The organism is Bradyrhizobium sp. B117, from assembly GCF_038969555.1.
GTDB lineage: Bacteria > Pseudomonadota > Alphaproteobacteria > Rhizobiales > Xanthobacteraceae > Bradyrhizobium.
Window position 1 is genome coordinate 9,801,892 of the sequence record NZ_CP152414.1, and the last position, 23,752, is coordinate 9,825,643.

Genomic DNA, 23,752 nt, shown 5'->3' on the forward strand with positions numbered 1-23,752 from the left:
AAACTGATCGAGGGCTGGTCGATTTCGAAATTCTATAGGTATTTCAATTGACTAAAAAAGCTCGATCGCTGAGTGCGCTGTACTCCCTCGCCCCGTTCTTACGGGGAGAGGGTTGGGGTGAGGGGCCTCTCTCCGCGGATTCCATTGCCGTGAGACCTGTACCCCCTCACCCGGATCGCAAGGGCAATCCGACCTCTCCCCGCAAGCGGGGAGAGGTGAAATAGGTCACGCCGCATCGGCCTTGAGGCGGCGGTATTCCGTCGGCGTCACACCCGTCACCGCCTTGAAGGCACGGTTGAACGGGCCGAGCGACTGGAAACCGGCGTCCATCGCGATGGTGATGACGGGAACCTCGGCCTGGGAGGGATCGGCGAGCGCAGCCTTGGCTTCCTCGATGCGGTGGTTATTCAGGAACACATTGAAGTTGCGGTAGCCGAGGCGCTGGTTGATCAGCCGGCGCAGCCGGTATTCGGGAATCGAGAGTTTCGTCGCCAGCGCGCCGATCGTGATGTTGTCGTGGCGATAGATCCGCTCATCCGCCATCAGCCGCATCAGCGCGTCGATGAGTTTTTGATCGGCGCCGGAATCGGCGGCTGCGATGAGCGGCTCAGCTGCGCCAGTCGGCGCCGTGCTCGGCGCGGGGAACAAGTCGGCAGCGTTGACCCGCATCATCGTATAGCAGATCGCGGCGACGATGCCGGTCAGCACGGCGGCGTTCACAACATTGGCGACGGCAGCCGTATCGCGGCCCCAGACCGATATGCCCAACAGTGCATTGACACCGCCATAAAGAACGGCCGCGCCGACCATGAAGACCCGAACGTGACGCCGGCGCTCGACCAGATCGGCCGACCAGGACGTGATGGTTTGGACGAGCGCCAGCGCGATGAAGCAGAGCGCGAGCAGATTGACGGCAATAATGGCCGGCCGGCCGTGGACCGCCGGCGCGATCCACAGGCAGCTGATAAAACTGTAGGCCGAGACCGCCGCCCAGATCAGGGCGTGCCACCAACGCGGCACGAACGCATCGTCGAGCAGAGCGCGCGTGAACAACCACACCACCACGGCATCGCCGGTCGACAGCGCGATCAGCGGCGCATGCCACAGCGAAACCGGCGCGGTCGAACCGATCTCGTTGGTGACGGCGTGCGCGATCGTTCCCAGCGCCATCGCGATGGTGAGGCGTCCGGCCGCGACATGGCGAAAGTCGCGCCAGAGCGAAGCCGCCAGCACCAGCAGCAGCGCCACCGTCGCGGCGCGCAAGGAAAGCTCAAGGGTGGAAAGCGACATCAAGCTGGTCCGGTCGGGCAGCGGAATCCCTGAAGCTTTCTAGTCGAGATCGCGCCTCGGTTCAATTTCGCGAAGCCGTCCATGACGCGCGCGTCGTGATCCAGGCGTCGGCGGGCTTGCCGAACAGATCGATCTCGCGGTCCTTCCGCGCACCCAGCCTGCGCGCCACGGCTTGCGACGGCGCATTCACGCTTTCGATACAGTGCATGATCTCGTCGATCTCAAAGCTGTCGAAAGACCAGTCGATCGACGCGCGCGCCGCCTCCACCGCATAGCCCTTGCCGCGAAACTCTCTTGCGATGCCCCAGCCGACCTCGAAGGCCGGCCAGCCCGGCGGGCACCACGGCCCGACGCGACCGACATAATGGCCGGTCGACTTTTCCTCGACCACGAACATGCCGAAGCCGTAGAGCGCCCAGTGCCCTGATATCACCGCCGCATTGCGCCAGCCGGCGATTGCGGTGGTCACGGGCTTGCCGTCGGCGGCGATGAAGCGAGCCGTTCCGGGATCGCTCAGCATCGTGGCGTTGGGCGCGATGTCGCTTGCGCGCCATGGCCGCAGGATAAGGCGTTCCGTCTCGATTTGAGGGCCCGAGACCTCAAGCAGCCTGGCGCCAGGCTTGAGCGGCGGAATCATCTGTCTCCTCCCGTTCCCATCATTGTTCTGCTACGATCATACCAGCAAAGAACAGGAGTCCACCATGAGCTGGCAACCCTCGAACGATCCCGTGCTCGGCGATCCCATGTCCTGCGACGCGCTCGATCTCGTCATCGTGCCGCGCACCCGCGATCTCGGCGATGGATTCGAGGTGCGGCGCGCGCTGCCGCACGGCAAGCGGCAGATGGTCGGGCCCTTCATCTTCTTCGATCATTTCGGCCCGGTGCAGTTCGTCTCCGGCAAGGGCATGGACGTGCGGCCGCATCCGCATATCGGGCTCGCCACCGTCACCTATCTGTTCGACGGCGCCATCATGCATCGCGACAGCGAGGGCAACGTCCAGGAAATTTCGCCGGGCGCGATGAATTTGATGACGGCCGGGCGCGGCATCGCACATTCCGAGCGTACGCCGGATGCGCAGCGCGCCTCCGGCCAGAAGATGCTGGGCCTGCAAAGCTGGATCGCGCTGCCGGCCGGATCGGAGGAGATCGATCCCTCGTTCCAGCACTACGCAGCGGGCGATCTGCCGATGATCTCCGAGCGCGATTTCACCGCGCGCGTGATCGCGGGCTCCGCCTTCGGCATCACCTCCCCTGTTACGATGGTGTCGCCCTGGTTCTATACCGAGGTCACGGCGGTGGCGGGCGCGACCGTGCCGCTCGACCCCGATCATGAGGAGCGCGCGATCTATATCGTCGACGGCGAGGTCGAGATCGCCAACGAGCGCTATGAGGGGCCGCGGCTGCTGATCTTCCGCCCCGGCGACCGCATCACCGTGATGGCGCTGAAGGCGACGCGGATGATGTTTCTCGGCGGCGATGCATTGGAGGGCCCGCGCCACATCTGGTGGAATTTCGTCTCCTCCAGCAAGGAACGGATCGAGCAGGCCAAGCAGGACTGGAAAACCGGCCGCTTCGCCGCGGTTCCGCAGGAACATGAGTTCATTCCGCTGCCGGAATAGGCTAATCCGGTTTCCGGCCGCGCCATCAGACGCGGCCGGATGTCCTGTGCGAAAGCTTTGCCGATGACCACCATGCTCTCCAGCAACCTGCCGCTCCCCAAGATCGGACGCGGCAAGGTGCGCGATATCTACGCCGTCGACGACGACCGCCTGCTGCTCGTCACCACGGACCGCATCAGTGCCTTCGACGTCGTGATGGGCGAGACCATCCCGATGAAGGGCGCGGTGCTGACGCAAGTGAGCGCGTTCTGGTTTGGCAAGCTCGAAGGCGTGGTGCCGCACCACATGATCAGTGCCGACACCGACGAGATCATCGCGGCCGTGCCGGCCTTGAAGCCGCATCGCGCCGAGATCCTCGGCCGCGCCATGCTGTCGCGCCGCACCACCGTGTTTCCGATCGAATGCGTGATCCGCGGCTATCTCTCCGGCTCGGCCTGGAAGGAATATGCAGCCAGCGGCACCCTTGCGGGCGAGAAGCTCAAGGCCGGTCTCGTCGAGAGCGAGAAGCTGGAGCCGTCGATCTTCAGCCCGGCGACCAAGGCCGAGAGCGGCCATGACGAGAACATTACCATCGCGAAGATGCGCGAAGTGGTCGGCGACGAGGTCGCCTACACGCTCGAAAGCATGACGCGCGCGGTCTACACGCTCGGCGAGGAGCTGGCGCGCGAGCAGGGCATCATCATCGCGGATACCAAGTTCGAGTTCGGCCGCGACAAGGACGGCCGCATCATCCTGATCGACGAGGTGATGACGCCGGATTCCTCGCGGTTCTGGGCGGTTGATGCCTACAAGCCCGGCCAGCCGCAGGCGAGCTTCGACAAGCAACCCTTGCGCGACTATCTCGACGTCGAGCGCCGCGCCGGCCGCTGGAACGGCGACGCTCCGCCACCGCCGCTGCCGGCCAGCGTGGTGGAGGCCACCAGCAAGCGGTATCTGGAAGCGTATCGGCGGGTGACAGGGAAAGAGCTGAAGATTTAGCGCGGCTGGTGCCGCGCGCTCTGCCGTCAGAGCGCGGAGAACACGCTCGCGCCACACTCTCGCTGTCATCGCCCGGCTTGACCGGGCGATCCAGTATTCCAGAGACGGCGATGAGATACGGAGAGGCCGCGGCGTACTGGATTCCCCGCTTCCGCGGGGAATGACAGCGGTGGGCGTGGAGCCGCTTTCTGTCACAGCGCGCGGCTGCCGCCCAAAGCTTCGGTTTTTCCGTCCACCATATGATCGACCGTTCACACGCCGTGAACGCAATCCCTCACCAAACCGCTGCGAAACTGTCGGATACTTCATAGTTCCAAGAATCCTGTTGCGCTAAGCCCGTACTCGTCTACGTCTCAAAACGGAATGTCTTCAGGGGCGAGCGGCAGGGCGTGACCGATCCAGCAATTACCTTCACTCCGGCTCCGCGGCTCGAGCCGGCTCTCAAGCGTGCGCTGAATGATATATTGGGTGGAAGCGCCGCCAGCGTCCTGACCGTCACCTTTGGGCTGTCCTATTCGCTGCTGATCTTCGCCGGCCCGCTCTCGCCCTATCTGGCTTACGGAATCGCGGCGACCTTCATCAGCTCCGCCGTGCTCGCGGCCCTCGTCGCGCTCGGCAGCTCCCTGCCCTTCGCGATTGCCGCCCCCGACAGCTCGACTGCCGCGGTGACCGGCATTCTAGCGGCCTCACTGGTCGAGCGGGTGGCGGCGGCCGATCCGGCGGCGCCGCTGCTCTCGCCGGTCCTGATCACGCTCGGCCTGTCGACGGTGCTGACCGGCGTGGTGCTGTGCGGATTGGGCCTGACGCGGATGGGCCGCGCCATCCGCAACGTGCCATATCCGGTGGTCGGCGGCTTCCTCGGCGCGACCGGCCTCCTCATCGTGATGGGCGCGATCCGCGTCATCACCGATCATCCCGTGCAGCTCGCGACCTTGACGCGCCTCGCCAACGGCATCGCGCTGTCGGAGCTTGGCGCCGCCTGCGCCATGGCGCTGGTGCTGTACCTGACCTGGCATCGCTCGCGCAGCCCGTTCGGGCTGCCGATCATCCTGGTCGGCGGCGTGCTCACCGCGCATCTGGCGTTCTGGATCACGGGCGTCTCGCTCAATGAGGCCCGCGCGCTGGGCTGGACCTTTCAGCCGCCGCCGCAGGCAGCCTTCATGGTGCCCTGGCACGTCGACGGCCTGATCCATTATCCCTGGTTCGCCGTGCCGGACCTGCTCGGCAATCTCGTCGCCGTGATCTTCGTCACCGCGTCCAGCACGCTGTTCAACACCACGGGCATCGAGGTGGCCGTGCATCGCGAGGCCAATCTCGAGCGTGAGCTGAACGTCACCGGCACTGCCAACATGCTGACCGGCGTGCTTGGCGGCTATGCCGGCTGCATCTCGGTCAGCCGCTCGGTGCTCAACTTCTCGAGCGGCGGCCGCGGACGCCTGTCCGGCCTCACCGTCGCGGCGATGTCGCTGCTGATGCTTGCGATCGCGCCGGAGCTGCTGGGCTACATCCCGAAATTCGTGCTCGGCGGCCTGCTGCTCTATCTCGGCGCCGACCAGCTGCACAAATGGATCATCGAATCGCGCAAGCGGCTGTCGAAGCTGGAATATCTCTCGCTGATCGCCATCATCGCAATCATCGTGGTCTGGGGTTTCGTCCCGGGCATCATCATCGGCTGCGCGACTTTTGCGTTCAGCGCCGCAAGGGTCGAATCGATCAAGTACAGTTTCGATGGCTCGGAATATCGCTCCTCGCTCGATCGCTCGCGCGACGACCAGGAGGTGCTGCAGGCCCATGGCGGCAAGATCCAGGGCCTCAACCTGCAGAGCTATTTGTTCTTCGGCTCCGCCAACCGGCTGTACCAGCACGTCAAGCGGCTGCTCCAGGAGCGCCCGGAGTGCCGCTATCTGCTGTTCGACTTCAAGCTCGTCACCGGCGTCGACTCCTCGGCCGCCTACAGCTTTGCCCAGATCAAGCGCAGCGCGGCCGAGCTCGGCGTCGAGCTGATCCTGGTGCATCTGTCGGCCGCGGCCGAGAAGGTGCTGCGCTCCAGCGATTTCATCGGCGAGGGCGTCACCATCATTCCCGAGCTCGATCACGCACTGGAATGGTGCGAGAACGAGATCATCTCGCAGCATCAGGGGCTGGCGCAGGAAGAGGCCAGTCTGCGCGACTGGTTCGCAGGCATTTTAGAGAGCGAGGACGATGCCGACGCGCTGATCCACCGCTGCCAGCGCATCGAGGTCAGCGCGGGCGAAGTCATCGTGCAGGCCGGCGATCCCGCCGATTCCATGCATTTCATCCTCGACGGCCGCGTCGGCATCATGGTGCCTGCCGAGGACGACCGCACCACGCGCGTGCGCAGCTTGGGGCGCTACACCACCATCGGCGAGATGGGCCTCGTATCGCACGCCCCGCGCAGCGCGACGATCCAGGCCGAAGTCGACAGCGTGCTCTACGTGCTGAACACGCACCAGTTCGACGCCATCAAGGACGAAGACCCCGCACTCAGCCACAAGCTGCTGACCTATTTCGTGTCAGTGATGGCGGAGCGGCTGACGTTCGCGAACAGAACGATTGCGGTGCTGCGTAGGTGATGGCCTGTAGCGCTGATGGAGCGAAGCGCAATCCGGAATCGCGCCGCAAGCGACGGAGACCCTGGATTTCGCTCCGCTCCATCCAGGCTACGAGCTATTGGTCCCGCGGATTTACGAAACCGTGGAGCTGCCGGATGCGGTCACCATCCAGCACCGCCATGTCGACGCCGGTGGCCGCGGGCGCTGCGGCTCCCGGCGCGGCCAGCGTCCAACCGAACAAGACCTGGTCGTGATGCGCGTTGACATGGCCCGCGAGGGTAAAGCGCAGATCCGGGACTCTCGCCTGCAAGGCTTCCACCAGGCGTTCGATCGCATCCTTTCCAGTGACCGAGTCATTCGGATCGACATAGACGCACGCGTCGCTGAAGACCTTGTCGATCAGCAGCCGGCGTTTCCCGGCATCCCGCTCGTTCCAAACGGCAATGTAGTCCTGGACCAGATTTGTCACCTGCTGGCCCATGTTGTCTCCTTCCTTGTACCGTACCTGCGGCCTACGAGAGGGTGTCGCGAACCATCGTGTCCAGGCTGCTCGCGGTGACCCCCAGCAGCTTCTCCGTATCGTCAGCGTCGAGCAGGAGCGGCTTTTCGAACAGATAGGACATCTCGATTCCCTCGCTGAAACCGATGCTTTCCAGATCGGTTGCGGTGAGCCGATGCAAGTTTGGAGCTTCGATGTTCAGCGCGACCGCAAATTTTTGCACCAACTCGCGCACGGACGCGGACTGCGACGGCACATGAAAGGCGCGGCCCCATTCGCCCGTGAAACGCGACGCTGCGACCAGTGTCCTCGCCGTGTCCTTGGTAAACGACCAGGCGTGCGCCACGTCGGGATCGCCGAGGAAAGAGACCGGCTCGTTCTTGAGCAGCGACGGCAGCGCCAGCAGCGAGAAATACGCGACCGCCCCTTTGCCCAGATAGTCGCTTGCGCGGACCTCGATGGCAGGAACGCTCGATCGCAGCGCACGCTGCCACATGATGTGCCGGGTCGTGCCCTTTCGACTGGTCGGGCCCGGCTCCAGGTCCGGCGTGAGAGGGCTCGTGGCCCCCGCGCCATAGCCATAGACATTTCCAACCACGAGCAGCCTGGCACCGACCTGCTCGGCCGCCTTGACCGTTCCGTCCATGATCGGAAAAAAGTCGGTCGGCCATCGATGATAGGCCGCCATGGCGCACATAAAGATCGCGTCGGCACCCTTGCTGAGGGCGGCGAGCTGCGCGGCGTCGGTGGCATCCGACGAAACTGTTCGCACATCTCCGGCATCGAGCGAGCCGGCATTCCTGCTGGTCAGGATGACGCTGTGTCCTTCTTCCGCCAGAAGACGAGCGGTTTCGCGTCCGACCGGACCTGCTCCGACAATCACGTAATGACTCATCTGGTATCCTCATTTGTCACGAAACGACAGATGAGCCGTTTGACGCTGGCGCCGTTGAAAATCGCGCACGATGCGCCAAATATCGATCACGTTCCGCCAAGACTTTTGTCGCCCGAAGACTTTGGAGCCGGCCCGTGCGATCAAGATCGAATTCGGCCCCCACATCGACCGGCAGCACCGCCGCAGCCACGCGAACCGAGCCGGATTCCGTGGCACTGGAGCCGATCGGCGATCACCGGATCATCATCCACTTGAGCCCTGCGACGCGCTCAATCTGTCTGGAGACCGGAGACCCGTTTCTGCGCCAGGCCGGCGATATCGACGTGATTCCGTCCGGCGCCTTCGGCGGCTTCGTGGCCGAAACGCCCTACAAATCGCTTCAGATCCGGCTCGCGCCGCGCATGCTGGACCATGCGGCGTCCAGAAGCCGGCAATTGGAATCCGCCCGACTCACGCATCATCATATGCTGCGGAATGACCGCATCATTCTGCTCGGACAGGCGCTCGAAAGCGACGTGAAAGCGGGCTCGCCAAGCGGTCCCCTGTTTGCCGAAAACGTCGGCATGGCCCTGGCGGTCGAATTGCTCAGCCTTGCCAATGATCCGCCGGGCGAGATCATTCGCCTCTCGAACGCGCAACTCCGGAGAGTCCTCGCCTATATCGACGCAAATCTCGACCGGCCGCTCACGATCGACATCCTCAGCCGCGAGGCCGGCGTCAGCAGCTCACATCTGCGCACCTGGTTCAAGGCAGCCATGGACGTCACCATCCATCGCTACATCCTGAGACGGAGGGTGGAGCACGCGCGCCAGCTCCTCCTTCGAGGCGATCGCAAGCTAAGCGACGTCGCCGCCGAAGCGGGCTTTGCCCATCAGTCGCATCTGGCCAAATGGATGCGACACGAGCTTGGATACAGTCCGAGTCAACTGCGTCGAAGCAGGAATTGACCGAGTGGGGGCCTTAGACCCCCGCCATCATCACGTATTTGATCTCGACATATTCTTCCATGCCGTGACGCGAGCCTTCGCGGCCAAGACCGCTTTCCTTGACGCCGCCAAAGGGCGCGACTTCCGTGGTGATCAGACCGGTGTTGACGCCAACCATGCCTGATTCCAGCGCCTCGGCGACGCGCCAGACGCGGCCGAGATCGCGGGAGTAGAAGTAGGAGGCGAGACCGAACGGCGAGGCGTTGCACATCGCGATGACGTCCGCCTCGTCCTTGAAGCGGATCACCGGCGCGAGCGGGCCGAAGGTTTCCTCCTGCGACACCAGCGAATCCGGCTTGACGTCGGCGAGCACGGTCGGCTCGAAGAACGAGCGGCCGAGCTCGCTGCGCTTGCCGCCGGTGACGATTTTGGCACCGCGCTTCACCGCATCGGCGATGTGGCGTTCGACCTTGTCGATCGCCTTCATGTTGATCAGGGGCCCTTGCGTGACGCCGCTCTCGGTGCCGTCGCCGATCTTCATCGCCGCGACCTTCTTCGAGAGCTTTTGCACGAACTCGTCGTAGATCCTGTCCTGGGCGTAGATCCGATTGGCGCAGACGCAGGTCTGGCCCATATTGCGGTATTTCGAGACGATGGCGCCTTCGACCGCCGCATCGATGTCGGCGTCGTCGAACACGATGAACGGCGCATTGCCGCCGAGCTCGAGGCCAAGCCGCTTCACGCCGACGGAGGCCTGCTGGTAGAGGATCTTGCCGACCGCGGTCGAGCCGGTGAAGCCGACGAAACGCACCGCCGGATGCTCGCACAGCACCTTGCCGATCGGCGGCGCGTCACCGGTGATGATGTTGAGCACGCCCTTGGGGATGCCGGCCTTCTCGGCGAGCACGGCCAGCGCCAGCGCCGACAGCGGCGTCTCATTGGCGGGCTTGAGCACCACGGTGCAGCCCGCGGCCAGCGCCGGCGACACTTTTCGCGTGATCATGGAGTTCGGGAAATTCCACGGCGTGATGGCGCCGCAGACGCCGATCGGCTGCTTGATTGCGAGCAGCCGCGCATCGGAGCGCTGCGTCGGGATGGTCTCGCCATAGACGCGGCGGGCCTCCTCGGCGAAGAACTCGATATAGGCGGCGCCGATATCGACCTCGCCGAGCGCTTCCGACAGCGGCTTGCCCTGCTCGGAGGTGAGGATCAGCGCGAGGTCCTCGCGGTTGGCGATGATCAGCTCGAACCATTTGCGCAGGATATTGGAGCGCTGTTTTGCGGTGTGCTTGGCCCAGGCCGGAAACGCGCGCGCAGCGGCCTCGACCGCCTTGGTCGTCTCGTCCGCACCGAGCTGCGGGACCTTGGCGATCTCGAAGCCAGTCGCAGGATTGTTGACGGCGAAGACCGGCGTGCCGACCCAGGCGCCGTCGATGTAGCAGGCTTCCTTCAGCAGCGAGGGGTCCTTCAACCGGTCGCGCAGGGCGGCGGCAGATTGCTGGGCGCGTGCGGCGGCGGTCGGGGTCATGGCGTTGCTCCTCGGGACATCGATTGGCGGGGAATATAGGGGCGGGCGCTGCGCAATGCACCGCCCGGCAACGCACATCTGATGGGAGCTAAGCTAGGGGCGGCCTTACGCCGCGCCGCTCATATAGGTCTCGCGCCGGCCGATCATGCGTTCGGCGGCGGCCTTGGCATCGGCCTTCGAGGAGGTCGCGCACGTCCGGTATTCGAGATCGGGAACGTCGGAGGTGTCGCGGCGGCCGAACCAGGACTTCGAGCCGACCGGCAGCAGCGCCAGCGACTGCGCGAGATTGTCGACCGCACCGAACGAATAGAGCGCGCCTGTGCCGGCGATCCGGACCTCGTAAATGCCGGGCGAGATCGGCGCCTCCAGATTGTCCCCTCGTCCGTGACGGGGATAGCGCTTCCATTCGCTCCAGGTCGAAATCATCTGAGGTCCCCCTCGCGGCCGATGAGCGGCCGCAAATTTGCATCAAGTTCTAACGTCAGGCGCCGATCGGGCCATGTGCTGAACGCCGCAACGCAAAAAATGTTTCAAGTGCTTCAAACACCGAAAACATATCGCCTACGCCCATCCAAGGTCACGGTGAGTTGCGGCTATCCACCGCGGATTGTGACGGAGTGTTGCAGCTCAGCCCGTCTTGTCGTCCTGCGGCGACAGCACACCGTCAAGTCACGACATCGCGACCGGCGCACAAGTTGAGATACTTGCCGCACGCGACCTCAGGGAGGACAATCGATCGCTTCCAACAATAATCAAACCGGAGGAAACGCGTATGCATAACCAAGCTGAGATCGACGAGGTCCTGCGTAAGACAAGCGACGCCAAGGAAATCCCGGGCGTCGTCGCCATCGCCGCCAGCGGCAGCGACGTGCTGTATCACGGCGCGTTCGGCAAACGCGATTTGTCGAAGCCCGATGCGATGACCGAGGACAGCGTGTTCTGGATCGCCTCGATGACGAAGGCGGTGACATCGGCGGGCGCGATGCAACTGGTCGAGCAAGGCAAGCTCGCGCTCGACGCGCCGATCGGCGAGGTGTTGCCAGACCTCGCCAAGCCGCAGGTGCTCGAAGGCTTCGACGACGCAGGCAAGCCGAAGCTGCGGCCGGCGAAGGGGCCGATCACGCTGCGCCAGCTCATGACCCACACCGCCGGCTTCTGCTACGACATGTGGAACGCCGAGTTTGCCACCTACATGGAGAAAACCGGCACGCCCGGGATCATCACCTGCCAAAACGCCGCGCTGAAGACGCCTGTCATGACCGACCCCGGCACGCGCTGGGAATACGGCACCAATATCGACTTCGTCGGCAAGGCGGTGGAGGCGGTCAGCGGCAAGAAGTTGGATGCGTATCTACGCGACAATATGTTCGCCCCGCTCGGCATGAGCGACACCGGCTTCAAGATCGCCGACGACATGCGCAAGCGTCTCGTCGGCATGCATGCGCGCGGGGAGGACGGCCAGCTCGCCTCGATGCCGTTCGAGCTCGAGCAGAGCCCGGAATTCCACATGGGCGGCGGCGGCCTCTATTCGACCGCGGCCGACTACATCAAGTTCACCCAAATGATCCTCAACAAGGGCCGCGGCAACGGCAACCAGGTGCTGAAGGCCGAGACGATCGCCATGATGGGGCAGAACCAAATGGGCGATCTCAACATGACCAAGATGACGACCGCAGCGCCGCCTTACACCAACGACGTCGATCTCTATCCGGAGCAGGTGAAGAAATGGGGCCTCAGCTTCATGATCAACACCGCCAGGACAGCTGAAGGCCGCAGCGCCGGCAGCCTCGCCTGGGCGGGCCTCGCCAACACCTATTACTGGATCGACCCTGCACGCGACATCACCGGCGTGATCCTGATGCAGCTCTTGCCGTTCGCGGATGGAAAATGCCTGGAGGCGTTCGCGGGCTTCGAGCGCGGCGTGTATGCCGGGCTCGATGCGGGCAGCGGAAAGAAGGCGGCGTGAGGGGCGCAGCTCTCACCACGCGCCATGGCCGGGCTTGTCCCGGCCATCCACGTCTCTCCTCGCGGTACGAAGAACGTGGATGCCCGGGACAAGCCCGGGCATGACGACTGAGTGTGAGGCGCGCGACTGCACCCACAGCGTCATTGCGAGCGCAGCGAAGCAATCCAGAATCCCTCCGCGGAGACAGCCTGGATTGCTTCGTCGCTACGCTCCTCGCAATGACGGGGAGGGAGCGGAGGCCTAGACCGTCAGCCCGCGCTGCTGGGCGAGCTGCTTCAGCGACACCTCCGGGCGGGCACCGATGTGCTGGATCACTTCGGCGGCCGCGAGCGCGCCGAGCTCGCCGCACTGCTTGTGGGACAGATCGCGCGCGAGGCCGTAGAGGAAGCCCGCGGCGAAGAGATCGCCGGCGCCGGTGGTGTCCACCAGCTGCTTGATCGGCGAGGCGGGAGCTGCGACCGCGTCCGTCGGTGTCACCACCACGCAGCCCTTCTCGCTGCGGGTGACGACGCCGAGCTTGACGTCGTTGCGCAGCTGCTTCAGCGCGGTGTCGAAATCCGAGGTCATGTAGAGCGAATGCAGCTCGGACTCGTTTGCGAACACGATGTCGACGGTGCCGCCCCGCATCAATCCCAGAAACTCGTCGCGATAGCGGTCGACGCAAAAGGAATCCGAGAGTGTCAGCGCCACCTTGCGCTTGGCCTCATGGGCGATGCCGGCCGCCTTGACGAAAGCGTCCTTGGCGTTCTTGGGGTCCCAGAGATAACCCTCGAGATAGACGATGCCGGCCGCGGCGATCTCGGCCGGGTCGATGTCGGCGGGCGAGAGGTCCTGCGCCGCGCCGAGATAGGTGTTCATGGTGCGCTCGCCGTCACCGGTCACCAAAATGTAGGAGCAGCCAGTGGCGGGGCCGTCCTTCGCGGGCGGCGTGTTGAAGGCGACGCCGGCGGCGCGGATGTCGTGGACATAGAGCTTGCCGATCTGGTCGTCCTTGACCTTGCCGACATAGGCGGCGCGGGCGCCGAGGCTGCCGATGCCGACGATGGTGTTGGCGGCAGATCCTCCCGAGACTTCGGTGGCCGGGCCCATGTCTGCGTAGATCGCGGCAGCACGCGCCTCGTCGATCAGGGACATGCTGCCCTTGGTCATCGCATGCTTGGCCAGAAAGGCCTCATCGGTCCGGACCAGCACGTCGAACAGCGCGTTGCCGATGCCGAGAACGTCATATTTCACGTCAGCCATTCACCTTGATCCTGTTTGGCGGATTGCGATTACCGGCAAAATCCGCTTCCTGTCGGCCTGAAATCCGGCTCGCGGCCTATCACGACCGGGCCTGCACGGGCAAGCAACGGTATTATAACAGCCGATGATCCGCTCCTTCCTGACCGTTTCGACGGGAACACTGGCCTCGCGGCTTCTGGGCTTTGCCCGCGATTCCCTGATCGCGGCGCTGCTCGGCACCGGCGCGGTGGCGGATGCGTTCCTGGCCGCGTTCCAGCTCGTCAACGTGGTGCGGCGGCTCCTCAGCGAAGGCGCGCTGAATGCGGCCCTGATCCCGGCCTGGCTGCGCGTTCGTGAGCGCGACGGCGAGGCGGCCGCCTCCGTCTTCGCAGGCCACGTGCTCGGCACGGTCAGCGTGGCCCTGATCGCGCTCCCGGTCGTCATTGCGCTGGTGATGCCGCTGATCATCACGATCATCGCGCCGGGATTCCTCGGCAGCGGGACGCTCGATCTCGCGGTCCAGAACGCGCGGCTGATGCTGCCTTATCTCGCCTTCGCCGGCCCCGTCACGGTGCTGATGGGACTCTTGAACGCGCAGGGACGCTTTGCGCTGACGGCGTTCTCGCCGCTGCTGTTCAACATCGCGCTGATCGCCGCGATCGTAGCACTGCTGGTCTGGCATGCCGACGCAGCTTTCGCCGCGTGGATGCTGGCGGCCACGGTCGGCGTCGCAGGCCTGCTGCAATTGCTGATGCTGCTGTCGCAGCGAAGTGCAAACCTCGCGACACCGCTGCGCGTCAGCTTCGACCAGGAGATGCGCGGCTTTTTCGCCAAGGCGATCCCCGGCATGATCGCAAGCTCGGGGCCGCAATGGCTGATGGTCGCGGGTGCCATCATCGCCTCCGCGACACCTTCTGCGGTCTCCTGGCTCTATTTCGCCAACCGCCTGATCGAGCTGCCGCTCGGCATCGTCGGCGTCGCCATGGGCACCGTGCTGGTGCCGGAGCTGACGCGCGCGGTCGGGAGCGGCGACCGCGACGCCGTGGGGCATGCGGAATCGCGCGCGCTGGAGCTTGCCACGGGACTCGCACTGCCCGCCACTCTCGGCCTGATCGTGCTGGCCGAGCCGATCGTGCGGCTGCTGTTCGAGCATGGCGCCTTCGGCGCCGAGGACAGCGTCGCCACCGCGCATGCACTGATGTGGCTGGCGCTGGGCCTGCCGGCCCATGTGCTGATCAAGGCGCTGTCGCCGGCCTTTTATGCCCGCAGCGACACGATGACTCCGCTGCTCGCAACGGCCAAAGGCTTCGTCGTGGCGGTCGCCCTCGCCGTCCTGCTCGGCCATTTCTTCGGCGCGAGCGGGATCGCCGCGAGCATCGCGGCCGGCGCCTGGAGCAGCGCGCTTTCGCTGCTCCGGAAGGGCACCGGCGAATTCGGCTTCTCGGTCGATGTAGCCGCGCGAAAGCGGCTGCCGCGGATCGTGCTCGCCGCGGCCACCATGGGCGCTCTGCTCTGGCTGACCGCGGATCTCATCCCGGCCGAGGCGCACGGCCTGATCCGCTTCATCGTGCTGGGCGTGCAGATCGGCGCCGGGATCGCCGTCTACGGTCTGCTGCTGCAAATCCTCGGCGCCGCGTCCTGGCGCGAGGCGGCCAGTGCCTTGAAGCGGCCCGCCCCGCAGGACCAGCGCGCCTGAGGCAAGCGAATTACCCTTGACGGGGCAGCGCCGCTGTTGGAAACGACGGCCGAATACCTATGGGAAGGCTTACCATGCCATTCGTTGAACGGGTCTTTTCGGGCGTCCAGCCGACCGGCAATCTGCATCTCGGCAATTATCTCGGCGCGATTGTCAACTTCGTGAAGATGCAGGAAACCCACAACTGCATCTATTGCGTCGTCGACATGCACGCGATCACGCAAGGCGTGGACGTCTGGGGCGGACCGGCCGAACTCGCGCGCAACACCCGCGAGGTGACCGCGGCGTTCATCGCCAGCGGCATCGATCCCAAGAAGCACATCGTATTCAACCAGAGCCAGGTCTCGGGCCATGCCGAGCTCGCCTGGATCTTCAACTGCGTCGCCCGCATGGGCTGGCTCGGCCGCATGACCCAGTTCAAGGAGAAGGCGGGCAAGGACCGCGAGAACGCCTCGGTGGGTCTGTTCGATTATCCCGTGCTGATGGCCGCCGACATCCTGCTCTACCGCGCCACCCACGTTCCGGTCGGCGAGGACCAGAAGCAGCACCTCGAGCTCTCGCGCGACATCGCGCAGAAGTTCAACAACGATTTCGGCGATTCCATTCGCGCCCAGGGCGCCGATGACGGCCTGTTCTTCCCACTGCCGGAACCCTTGATCACGGGCCCGGCGACGCGCGTGATGAGCTTGCGCGACGGCACCAAGAAGATGTCGAAGTCGGATGCATCCGACAATTCGCGCATCAATCTGACCGACGATGCCGACACGATCGCGCAGAAGATTCGCAAGGCGAAGACCGATCCGGAGCCGCTGCCGACCGAGGAGAAGGGCCTGGAAGCGCGCCCCGAGGCCGACAATCTGGTCGGCATCTTCGCCGCGCTCTCCGGCCGCCCCAAGGCCGACGTGCTCAGGGATTTCGGCGGCGGCCAGTTCTCCAGCTTCAAGAACGCGCTGGCGGAGCTGTGCGTGACCAAGCTCGCGCCGATCGCCGGCGAGATGAAGCGCCTCGTCGCCGACCCCGGCCATATCGACACCATCCTCAACGACGGTTCCGATCGCGCCCGCGCCATCGCCGAAGAGACCATGAACCAGTCGAAGGACATCGTCGGCTTCATCCGCCGGCGCGGATGATGGCTTAGCGAAACCCGGCCGGCGTCACGGCGCCGGCCGCTTCTCCCCTCCCCAATTTTGCGGGAGTGTGGCAGCATGCCGGTCGTGCACATTCCGGGACATGCATGACCACCAAGCGACTTTGTTTCGAGCCGGGTCACAAGCCCAAATGCCTCGTCATCGTCGATGACACCGCCGAATGGGATCGCGCGGTCTACTATGCCAGCCGCTGGGCGATCCGCGCCGGTGGCGGCGTGGTGATGCTGCGCATCATCGAGCCTGAGCAGCAAACGCAGGAATGGCTGGGAGTCGCCGAGATCATGCGCGCGGAGGCGCATGAGGCGGCGGAAGCCGCGCTCGACCGCGCCGCCGGCCGAGCCAACGGCATTGCCGCGATCACGCCGGAGCGGGTGATCCGCGAAGGCGCGGCGATGGAACAGCTGCTCGCTGTCATCGACGAGGACCCCGACATCGCCATGCTGGTGCTCGCCGCCAGTCCCGGCGCGGAGGGCCCCGGGCCGCTGGTTGCGCTGCTCGCGCATGAGCTCGGCACGTTCCCGGTGCCGGTGACGATCATTTCGGGCGCGCTGAGCGACCAAAGCGTGGATTCGCTGTCGTAGCTTGTTCTTCACCTCGCCCCGCTTGCGGGGAGAGGTCGCATCCCATCGAAGATGGGATGCGGGTGAGGGGGAGCCTCCGCGAGTCCAACTTTCACCGCCCCCGCGGAGACTCCCCCTCACCCCAACCCTCTCCCCGCAGGCGGGGAGAGGGAAACGGAGGCACCTAACCCCCTGATATAACAGCAAAACGTCCTTCCCGCCCCTTGATCGTGCGTTCGCCGTCGCCATCTGCTACTGGATGGAGTACGCGCCGGCCTTGAACCGGCGACGTCTGGAGAAAACCATGTTCATTCAAACCGAAGCCACCCCCAATCCCGCCACGCTGAAATTCATTCCCGGCCGCGTCGTGGTCGACGGCAGCCCGATGGAATTTTCGAGCCGCGAATCGGCCGCGCGCTCGCCGCTCGCCGAAAAGCTGTTCGAGGTGCCCGGCGTCACCGGCGTGTTCTACGGATCGGACTTCATCACCGTCACCAAGGCGAGCGGTGAATGGCAGCAGCTCAAGCCCGCGATCCTCGGTGCCATCATGGAGCACTACATGTCCGGCGCGCCGATGCTCGCCGACGGCACCGTAACCAGCGATGTCGACCTCGACGACGAGGACGAGTTCTTCGACGAGGCCGATGCCGAGACGGTCGACATGATCAAGGACCTGATCGAGACTCGCGTGCGGCCGGCGGTCGCCAATGACGGCGGCGACATCACCTTCCGCGGCTTCAAGGACGGTATCGTCTATCTCAACATGAAGGGCGCCTGCTCCGGCTGCCCGTCATCGACCGCGACGCTCCAGCACGGCATTCAGAATTTGCTCAAGCACTTCGTGCCCGACGTGGTCGAAGTCCGGCCGATGTAAGCAGGTGCCGTAGGGTGGGCAAAGCGAAGCGTGCCCACCTTCTCTGCCATAAGATAAAGGTGGTGGGCACGGCGCAAGAGCGCCTTTGCCCACCCTACGAAATGCTACGAAATGCGGCGCTGTCAGGGGGCTACGAATAGTGATTGACGAATGGCGGATGAGCGCCGGGTTCGCTAGACTGTTCGCTATTCGCCACTCGCCATTCACTTTCCCATGTTGATCCTCGCCATCGATACTGCGCTCGACGCTTGCTCCGCGGCCGTGCTCGACACCGAAACGGCCGAGCTGCGCGCGCAGGAATCGCTGCCGATGAAGCGCGGTCACGCGGAAGCGCTGATGCCGCTGATCGCGCGGGTGATGCAATCGGCTGACCTTGCCTTCACCGCACTCGACCGCATCGCGGTCACCACCGGACCCGGCAGCTTCACCGGCCTGCGCGTCGGCATCTCGGCCGCACGCGGGCTTGCGCTCGCCGCCGGCAAGCCGGCGGTCGGAGTGACGACGCTGTCGGCCTATGCCGCGGCCATCGTCAGCCGGAACGAGACGGTGCCCGTGATCTCGGCGATCGATGCGCGGCATGACCACGTCTATTTCCAGATCGTCGCCGGCGACGGCAGCCAACTGGTGCGGCCGGTCGTCGCTCCCATCGACGAGGCCATCGCGGCCTCACAGTTTGGCGCTCCGCATCTGGTCGGCAATGCCGCAAACATCCTCGCCGAGCGCTGGACTATAGACGCAGCGCAGCCCGTTGCGGTGGACGCGCAGCCCGCGCCCGACATCGGCTGGGTCGCCTGGCTTGGCGCTGCGGCCAATCCCGAGACGAATCCGGCGCGGCCGTTCTACCTGAAAGCGCCCGATGCAAAGCCGGCCGCATTGCCGCCGCTCGCACGAGCCGCAACCTCATGATGAGTTGGTTGTCGGAATGGTGGCGCGGCGGCACGGCCGCCGTCGAGCCCGCCTCCGCGCGCGACGCCGCACGGCTCGCACAGCTGCACGGCGCGTCGTTTGCGCGCGGCTGGGGCGAAGGCGAATTCGAAAGCATGATGTTCGAGCGCAACACGCTGGTGCATCGCTTGCGCCTCGGCCGCAAGACGATCGGCTTTGCGGTGTCGCGGATCGGCGCCGACGAGGCGGAAATCCTCTCGATTGCGGTCGACCGGGCCCATCGCGGCCGCGGCCTCTCCCGGACGCTGCTGATGACCCATCTCGGCCACCTCGCCGGGCGCGGGGTGCGCACAATATTTCTTGAAGTCGAGGAAAATAACCAGCCGGCGCGGCGGCTCTACGATGGGGCCGGATTCATGGTGGTGGGCCGCCGCGAACGCTACTATAAGCAGCCCAACGGGGAACAATTGAACGCCCTTCTGATGCGACGTGACTTGTCGTAACATCGATGGCAGAAAGCGCCCCCCCAGGCAGACACATCATGACCGCACTGAAACCTTCTTCCGCATCCAAGGCGTCCGGCATCGAGGCGCGCTGTGCCGCCACCGGCATGCGCATGACCGAGCAGCGCCGTGTCATCGCCCGCGTGCTCGCGGAGGCGGCCGATCATCCCGATGTCGAGGAATTGTACCGGCGCTGTGTCGCCGTCGACGACAAGATCTCGATCTCGACCGTGTATCGCACCGTGAAACTGTTCGAGGATGCCGGCATCATCGAACGCCACGATTTCCGCGAGGGCCGCGCTCGCTACGAGACGATGCGCGACAGCCATCACGACCACCTCATCAATCTGCGCGACGGCAAGGTGATCGAGTTCACCTCCGAAGAGATCGAGAAGCTGCAGGCGGAGATCGCCCGCAAGCTCGGCTATCGCCTGGTCGACCACCGGCTTGAGCTCTATTGCGTCCCGCTCGACGACGACAAGCCGACGTCTTAAGTGCTTTTTCGAATTCCACGCATCGGCGCTCCTTCACCTCTCCCCATCGGGGAGAGGTCGATTTGCGCAGCAAATCGGGTGAGGGGCCTCGGGTCCCCTGAGAGAGCTGATCCCCTCACCCGGCGCTACGCGCCGACCTCTCCCTCCGGGAGAGGTGGCACCGCCCGCATCGCGCCAGATCATTTCAACCTCACCGCACACTGAATGCCCATCGATCTCATCATCTTCGATTGCGACGGCGTGCTCGTGGACAGCGAGGCGATCTCCTGTCGCGCGCATGCCGATGTGCTCACCCGCCACGGCTATCCGATCACGTCGGAACAGGTGTCCGAACGCTTCCTCGGCCGCTCGACAAAACAGGCCAATCTCGAGATCGAAGCCGAGCTCGGCCGTAAATTGCCCGAAGCCTATCACGGCGATCTGCAGGACGAGCTGTTTCGCGCCTTCGAAGCCGACCTCGAAGCGATCCGCGGCATCCACGACGTGCTCGACGTCCTGACGCAACGTGTCTGCGTTGCCTCGAGCGGTTCGCATCCGCGCATGCAAGTGAGCTTGGGGAGGACGGGGCTCTATCAGCGCCTCGCGCCGAACATCTTCTCGTCCTCGCAAGTGACGAACGGCAAGCCCGCACCGGACCTGTTCCTGTTCGCGGCCAAGGAAATGGGCGTGCCGCCGGAACGCTGCGTCGTCATCGAGGACAGTCTGGCTGGCATTACCGGCGCACGGGCGGCCGGAATGAAAGTATTCGGCTTTTACGGTGGCAGTCATTGCGGCGCCGGCCATGCCGAGACCCTGCGCCGGGCCGGCGCCGACCTGACCTTTGCCGACATGCACCAATTGCCGGAGCTGGTCCGGCGGGTCGAGGCGGACGCCCTGACGGGCTGATTTCGCCACTGGTGTCATTCCGGGGCACGCGCCCAGCGCGTGAACCCGGAATCCAGAGGTTTTGGCCCGAGATTCCGGGTTCGATGCCACGCATCGCCCCGGAATGACGGCCGAAAATGGCTCCATTCGCTGGATTTTCGGCCCTCTAGCCTATATCTGAGGGCCGTCCTCCACCTCCATTCCGGGTTCCATGACGCCGCCGCGCAAGCTGCACATCAAATCATATGGCTGCCAGATGAACGTCTACGATGCCCAGCGCATGGTGGACACGCTGGCGCCGGAAGGATTCGTCGAGACTGATAGCGCCGAGGAGGCCGACCTCGTCATCCTCAACACCTGCCACATCCGCGAGAAGGCCTCCGAAAAGGTCTATTCCGAGCTCGGGCGCTTACGCGTCGTCAAGGACGAGGCCGCGCGCTCTGGTCGCGCAATGCAGATCGCGGTTGCGGGTTGCGTGGCGCAGGCCGAGGGCGAGGAGATCGTGCGCCGTGCGCCTGTCGTCGACGTCGTGGTCGGGCCACAGAGCTATCATCACCTGCCGGATCTCTTGAAGCGCGCCGGCAGCGAAGGCCGCGCGATCGAGACCGAGTTTCCGGCCGCGGACAAGTTCGGCTTCCTGGCACAGCCGAAGCCCGATGCGATCCGCGCACGCGGCATTTCCGCCTTCGTCACGGTGCAGGAAGGCTGCGACAAGTTTTGTACGTTCTGCGTCGTGCCGTACACGCGAGGCTCGGAAGTTTCGCGACCGGTGACAAAAATCGTCGACGACGTGAAGCGGCTCGCCGACAACGGCGTGCGCGAGCTCACGCTGATCGGCCAGAACGTCAACGCCTATCATGGCGAGGGTCCTGACGGAAAAACCTGGCCGCTGGGCCGGCTGCTCGAGCATTTGGCGACGATTCCCGGCATCGCGCGGCTGCGCTATTCGACCAGCCATCCCCGCGACGTCGATGACAGTTTGATTGCGGCCCATCGCGATCTCGATGCCTTGATGCCGTTCGTGCACCTGCCGGTACAGTCGGGCTCGGACCGGATTCTCGCCGCCATGAACCGGAAACATACCGCCGATGATTATCTCGATGTCATCGACCGTTTCCGTACCGCACGCCAAGACATTGCTTTTTCATCAGATTTTATCGTCGGCTTCCCCGGCGAAAGCGAGCAAGATTTTCTCGCCACTCTCGCGCTTGTCACGCAAATCGGCTACGCTGCAGCATATTCGTTCAAATACTCCGCCCGGCCGGGAACGCCGGCCGCGGATATGCAGGAGACGGTGTCCCCCGCCGAGATGGACCAGCGATTGGAGCGGCTCCAGGAACTGATCGACAGCCAGCAAGCGGCCTTCAACAGGGCTGCGATTGGCTCAACGGTCGACGTGCTGTTCGAACGTCCGGCGCGCAAGGACGGCCAGATCGTCGGCCGCACCGCATTCCTCCAGCCCGCCCATGTGATGGCCTCGCCCGACATCATCGGACAGATCCTGCCTGTCAGGATCGACAGGCTCGAGCGCTACAGTTTCCTCGGCGAGCTCGCCATACCGCGCAGCGCGCGCGCGCCCGCTTTATCGCAAGCCACTGGAGCCTGAACCCTTGCCCAAAAGTGCATCGGATTCGTCTTCTATCGCTCCCAGCCGCAAATTTGACCGCGACATGCAAGTTCCGCCCGAGACCCAGGTCGTCATCGACTTCGACGACAACCGCGCCGCATCCGCGCTGGTCGGCCCCTATGGCCAGCACCTCGCGCAGATCGAGCGGCGGCTCGGCGTCGTCGTCGATTCCAAGGGCAACCACATCACCATCGGCGGCACGCGCGACGGCTGCGATGCCGCGCGCCGGGTGCTGGAGACGCTCTACGCACAAGCCGTGAAGGGACAGGACCTCGACCAGGGCGAGGTCGAGGGCGCGATCCGCGCCGTGATCGCGCAGGGGTCGCTGTTCGAGTTCGACGCCAAATCGGCCAAGGCGACCTTCGACAGCATCAACCTGCGCAAGCGCCCGGTGCGCGCGCGCACCCCTGCGCAGGATTCCTACATTCGCGCGCTGAAGCGCCACGAGCTGGTGTTCGGCATCGGCCCCGCCGGCACCGGCAAAACTTGGCTCGCGGTGGCGCATGCCGCACAGCTGTTCGAGCGCAAGGAGGTCGACAAGATCATCCTGTCGCGGCCGGCGGTGGAAGCCGGCGAGCGGCTCGGCTTCCTGCCCGGCGATCTCCGCGAAAAGGTCGATCCGTATCTGCGCCCGATCTACGACGCGCTCTACGACCTCATGGACGCGCGCATCGTCGAGCGCGCGCTGCAGACCGGCGAGATCGAGATCGCGCCGCTCGCCTTCATGCGCGGCCGCACGCTGACCAATGCCGCCATCATCCTGGACGAGGCGCAGAACACCACATCGATGCAGATGAAGATGTTCCTGACCCGTCTCGGCGAGAACAGCCGCATGATCGTGACCGGCGATCCCTCGCAGATCGACCTGCCGAACGGCCAGACTTCCGGCCTGGCAGAAGCAACGCGCCTGTTGAGCGGCGTCGAAGGCATCGCCCAAGTTCATTTCAAAGCCGAGGACGTGATCCGCCACGAGCTCGTGGCGCGCATCGTCGCCGCCTACGAAGGTTTGCCGCAGCGGCCGGCCGGGCAATCCTGACGAGATAGCAACCGGACCAAGCGGGCGCGGACACAGCGCCTTTCGTCCCAGACAACACAATGGCCCATCCCAACCTTCCCATGACCGAGGTCCTCGTCGTTGCCGATTGCTGGCAGCGCGAACCCGATTCCGAAGCCGTGATCCAGCGCGCGGTAGCCGCCGCCGCCGAGAGCGTCGATGAAGACGTCGCCGGCGCGGAAGTGGCTGTGATGCTGACCGATGACGCCGGCATCCGCACCCTCAACAGCAATTGGCGCGGCATCGACAAGCCGACCAACGTGCTGTCGTTCCCCGCGCTCCAGCCGGAGGGCGAGTGGAAGGAAGGCGATGCGCCGCGCATGCTCGGCGACATCGCGATCGCCTACGAGACCATGCGGCGCGAGGCCCACGAGGAACACAAGCCGTTCGACCATCATTTAAGCCATCTCGCAGTGCACGGTTTCCTGCATTTGATCGGCTACGACCACGAGAACGACGACGACGCCGAGGAAATGGAAGCGCTGGAGACGCAGATCCTGGCGCACCTCGGCATCCCCGATCCCTATGCCGAGCGCCCGGGGACGCATTGAG

The 23,752-nt window shown here is 64.8% G+C and carries 23 protein-coding genes; 16 read left to right on the forward strand and 7 right to left on the reverse strand.

Annotated elements, in window-relative coordinates; all coding sequences use genetic code 11:
- Positions 1 to 225: 225 nt before the first annotated feature.
- Both AAFG16_RS46435 and AAFG16_RS46440 read right to left on the reverse strand, forming a co-directional pair.
- Positions 226 to 1,290 carry a helix-turn-helix domain-containing protein gene (locus AAFG16_RS46435; protein WP_342736022.1) on the reverse strand — a complete coding sequence of 355 codons (1,065 nt, stop codon included), beginning with the start codon at positions 1,288 to 1,290 and terminating at the stop codon, positions 226 to 228.
- 61 nt (positions 1,291 to 1,351) lie between these two features.
- Complete coding sequence (locus AAFG16_RS46440) at positions 1,352 to 1,927, reverse strand: GNAT family N-acetyltransferase (protein ID WP_342736024.1); 576 nt, start codon at positions 1,925 to 1,927, stop codon at positions 1,352 to 1,354.
- A 64-nt stretch (positions 1,928 to 1,991) separates the two neighbouring features.
- Here AAFG16_RS46440 and AAFG16_RS46445 point away from each other — a divergent pair, with 64 nt between their 5' ends.
- The 3 genes from AAFG16_RS46445 to AAFG16_RS46455 all read left to right on the forward strand — a co-directional run bounded on the left by AAFG16_RS46445 (position 1,992) and on the right by AAFG16_RS46455 (position 6,481).
- Complete coding sequence (locus tag AAFG16_RS46445) at positions 1,992 to 2,909, forward strand: pirin family protein (protein ID WP_342736026.1); 918 nt, start codon at positions 1,992 to 1,994, stop codon at positions 2,907 to 2,909.
- Positions 2,910 to 2,972: 63 nt separating this feature from the next.
- On the forward strand, positions 2,973 to 3,887 hold the full coding sequence (locus tag AAFG16_RS46450) for a phosphoribosylaminoimidazolesuccinocarboxamide synthase (RefSeq protein WP_342736028.1): 915 nt from the start codon (positions 2,973 to 2,975) through the stop codon (positions 3,885 to 3,887).
- Between the two features lie 389 nt (positions 3,888 to 4,276).
- The gene (locus AAFG16_RS46455; RefSeq protein WP_342736030.1) at positions 4,277 to 6,481 is read left to right on the forward strand and encodes a SulP family inorganic anion transporter; all 2,205 of its coding nucleotides are present in this window, start codon (positions 4,277 to 4,279) and stop codon (positions 6,479 to 6,481) included.
- A 94-nt stretch (positions 6,482 to 6,575) separates the two neighbouring features.
- On the opposite strand, the gene AAFG16_RS46460 is transcribed toward AAFG16_RS46455, so the two are convergent.
- Entirely contained in the window at positions 6,576 to 6,941 is a 366-nt protein-coding gene (locus AAFG16_RS46460; protein WP_342736032.1) for a nuclear transport factor 2 family protein, read from the reverse strand.
- A 31-nt stretch (positions 6,942 to 6,972) separates the two neighbouring features.
- Positions 6,973 to 7,854 (reverse strand): NAD(P)H-binding protein, encoded by an 882-nt coding sequence (locus tag AAFG16_RS46465; protein ID WP_342736034.1) that lies wholly within the window; start codon positions 7,852 to 7,854, stop codon positions 6,973 to 6,975.
- Between the two features lie 134 nt (positions 7,855 to 7,988).
- Here AAFG16_RS46465 and AAFG16_RS46470 point away from each other — a divergent pair, with 134 nt between their 5' ends.
- Positions 7,989 to 8,801 carry an AraC family transcriptional regulator gene (locus tag AAFG16_RS46470; protein ID WP_342736036.1) on the forward strand — a complete coding sequence of 271 codons (813 nt, stop codon included), beginning with the start codon at positions 7,989 to 7,991 and terminating at the stop codon, positions 8,799 to 8,801.
- A 13-nt stretch (positions 8,802 to 8,814) separates the two neighbouring features.
- On the opposite strand, the gene AAFG16_RS46475 is transcribed toward AAFG16_RS46470, so the two are convergent.
- Together AAFG16_RS46475 and AAFG16_RS46480 are read right to left on the reverse strand one after the other, a co-directional pair.
- Positions 8,815 to 10,308: an NAD-dependent succinate-semialdehyde dehydrogenase gene (locus AAFG16_RS46475; RefSeq protein ID WP_342736038.1), complete on the reverse strand. Its 1,494-nt coding sequence runs from the start codon at positions 10,306 to 10,308 to the stop codon at positions 8,815 to 8,817.
- Positions 10,309 to 10,413: 105 nt separating this feature from the next.
- Complete coding sequence (locus tag AAFG16_RS46480; protein WP_235542283.1) at positions 10,414 to 10,734, reverse strand: hypothetical protein; 321 nt, start codon at positions 10,732 to 10,734, stop codon at positions 10,414 to 10,416.
- Positions 10,735 to 11,080: 346 nt separating this feature from the next.
- Between AAFG16_RS46480 and AAFG16_RS46485 the strand changes: the two genes are divergently transcribed.
- The gene (locus AAFG16_RS46485) at positions 11,081 to 12,274 is read left to right on the forward strand and encodes a serine hydrolase domain-containing protein (protein ID WP_342736041.1); all 1,194 of its coding nucleotides are present in this window, start codon (positions 11,081 to 11,083) and stop codon (positions 12,272 to 12,274) included.
- Between the two features lie 240 nt (positions 12,275 to 12,514).
- On the opposite strand, the gene AAFG16_RS46490 is transcribed toward AAFG16_RS46485, so the two are convergent.
- Positions 12,515 to 13,516 carry an adenosine kinase gene (locus tag AAFG16_RS46490; RefSeq protein WP_342736043.1) on the reverse strand — a complete coding sequence of 334 codons (1,002 nt, stop codon included), beginning with the start codon at positions 13,514 to 13,516 and terminating at the stop codon, positions 12,515 to 12,517.
- Positions 13,517 to 13,640: 124 nt separating this feature from the next.
- Between AAFG16_RS46490 and murJ the strand changes: the two genes are divergently transcribed.
- From murJ to ybeY, 11 genes are all read left to right on the forward strand, one after another.
- Complete coding sequence (gene murJ, locus AAFG16_RS46495; RefSeq protein WP_342736045.1) at positions 13,641 to 15,191, forward strand: murein biosynthesis integral membrane protein MurJ; 1,551 nt, start codon at positions 13,641 to 13,643, stop codon at positions 15,189 to 15,191.
- A 74-nt stretch (positions 15,192 to 15,265) separates the two neighbouring features.
- Positions 15,266 to 16,321 (forward strand): tryptophan--tRNA ligase, encoded by a 1,056-nt coding sequence (trpS, locus tag AAFG16_RS46500; protein WP_342736047.1) that lies wholly within the window; start codon positions 15,266 to 15,268, stop codon positions 16,319 to 16,321.
- 104 nt (positions 16,322 to 16,425) lie between these two features.
- A complete protein-coding gene (locus AAFG16_RS46505) occupies positions 16,426 to 16,920 on the forward strand; it encodes a universal stress protein (protein ID WP_342736049.1) in 495 nt (164 codons plus the stop codon).
- A gap of 283 nt (positions 16,921 to 17,203) precedes the next feature.
- Positions 17,204 to 17,773, forward strand: a complete 570-nt coding sequence (locus AAFG16_RS46510) for a NifU family protein (RefSeq protein WP_342736051.1) — start codon at positions 17,204 to 17,206, stop codon at positions 17,771 to 17,773.
- 213 nt (positions 17,774 to 17,986) lie between these two features.
- Positions 17,987 to 18,679: a tRNA (adenosine(37)-N6)-threonylcarbamoyltransferase complex dimerization subunit type 1 TsaB gene (gene tsaB / locus AAFG16_RS46515; RefSeq protein WP_342736053.1), complete on the forward strand. Its 693-nt coding sequence runs from the start codon at positions 17,987 to 17,989 to the stop codon at positions 18,677 to 18,679.
- A complete protein-coding gene (gene rimI / locus AAFG16_RS46520) occupies positions 18,676 to 19,161 on the forward strand; it encodes a ribosomal protein S18-alanine N-acetyltransferase (protein WP_342736055.1) in 486 nt (161 codons plus the stop codon). The genes tsaB and rimI overlap by 4 nt, the downstream gene beginning before the upstream one ends.
- 38 nt (positions 19,162 to 19,199) lie before the next feature.
- Positions 19,200 to 19,655: a Fur family transcriptional regulator gene (locus AAFG16_RS46525; protein WP_283082851.1), complete on the forward strand. Its 456-nt coding sequence runs from the start codon at positions 19,200 to 19,202 to the stop codon at positions 19,653 to 19,655.
- A gap of 204 nt (positions 19,656 to 19,859) precedes the next feature.
- Positions 19,860 to 20,540 (forward strand): HAD family hydrolase, encoded by a 681-nt coding sequence (locus AAFG16_RS46530; RefSeq protein WP_283082852.1) that lies wholly within the window; start codon positions 19,860 to 19,862, stop codon positions 20,538 to 20,540.
- 190 nt (positions 20,541 to 20,730) lie between these two features.
- The gene (gene miaB, locus AAFG16_RS46535; RefSeq protein WP_342736058.1) at positions 20,731 to 22,125 is read left to right on the forward strand and encodes a tRNA (N6-isopentenyl adenosine(37)-C2)-methylthiotransferase MiaB; all 1,395 of its coding nucleotides are present in this window, start codon (positions 20,731 to 20,733) and stop codon (positions 22,123 to 22,125) included.
- 64 nt (positions 22,126 to 22,189) lie between these two features.
- Complete coding sequence (locus tag AAFG16_RS46540) at positions 22,190 to 23,182, forward strand: PhoH family protein (protein WP_342736060.1); 993 nt, start codon at positions 22,190 to 22,192, stop codon at positions 23,180 to 23,182.
- A gap of 59 nt (positions 23,183 to 23,241) precedes the next feature.
- A complete protein-coding gene (gene ybeY, locus AAFG16_RS46545) occupies positions 23,242 to 23,751 on the forward strand; it encodes an rRNA maturation RNase YbeY (protein ID WP_342736062.1) in 510 nt (169 codons plus the stop codon).
- The last annotated feature ends 1 nt before the right edge of the window (position 23,752 follow it).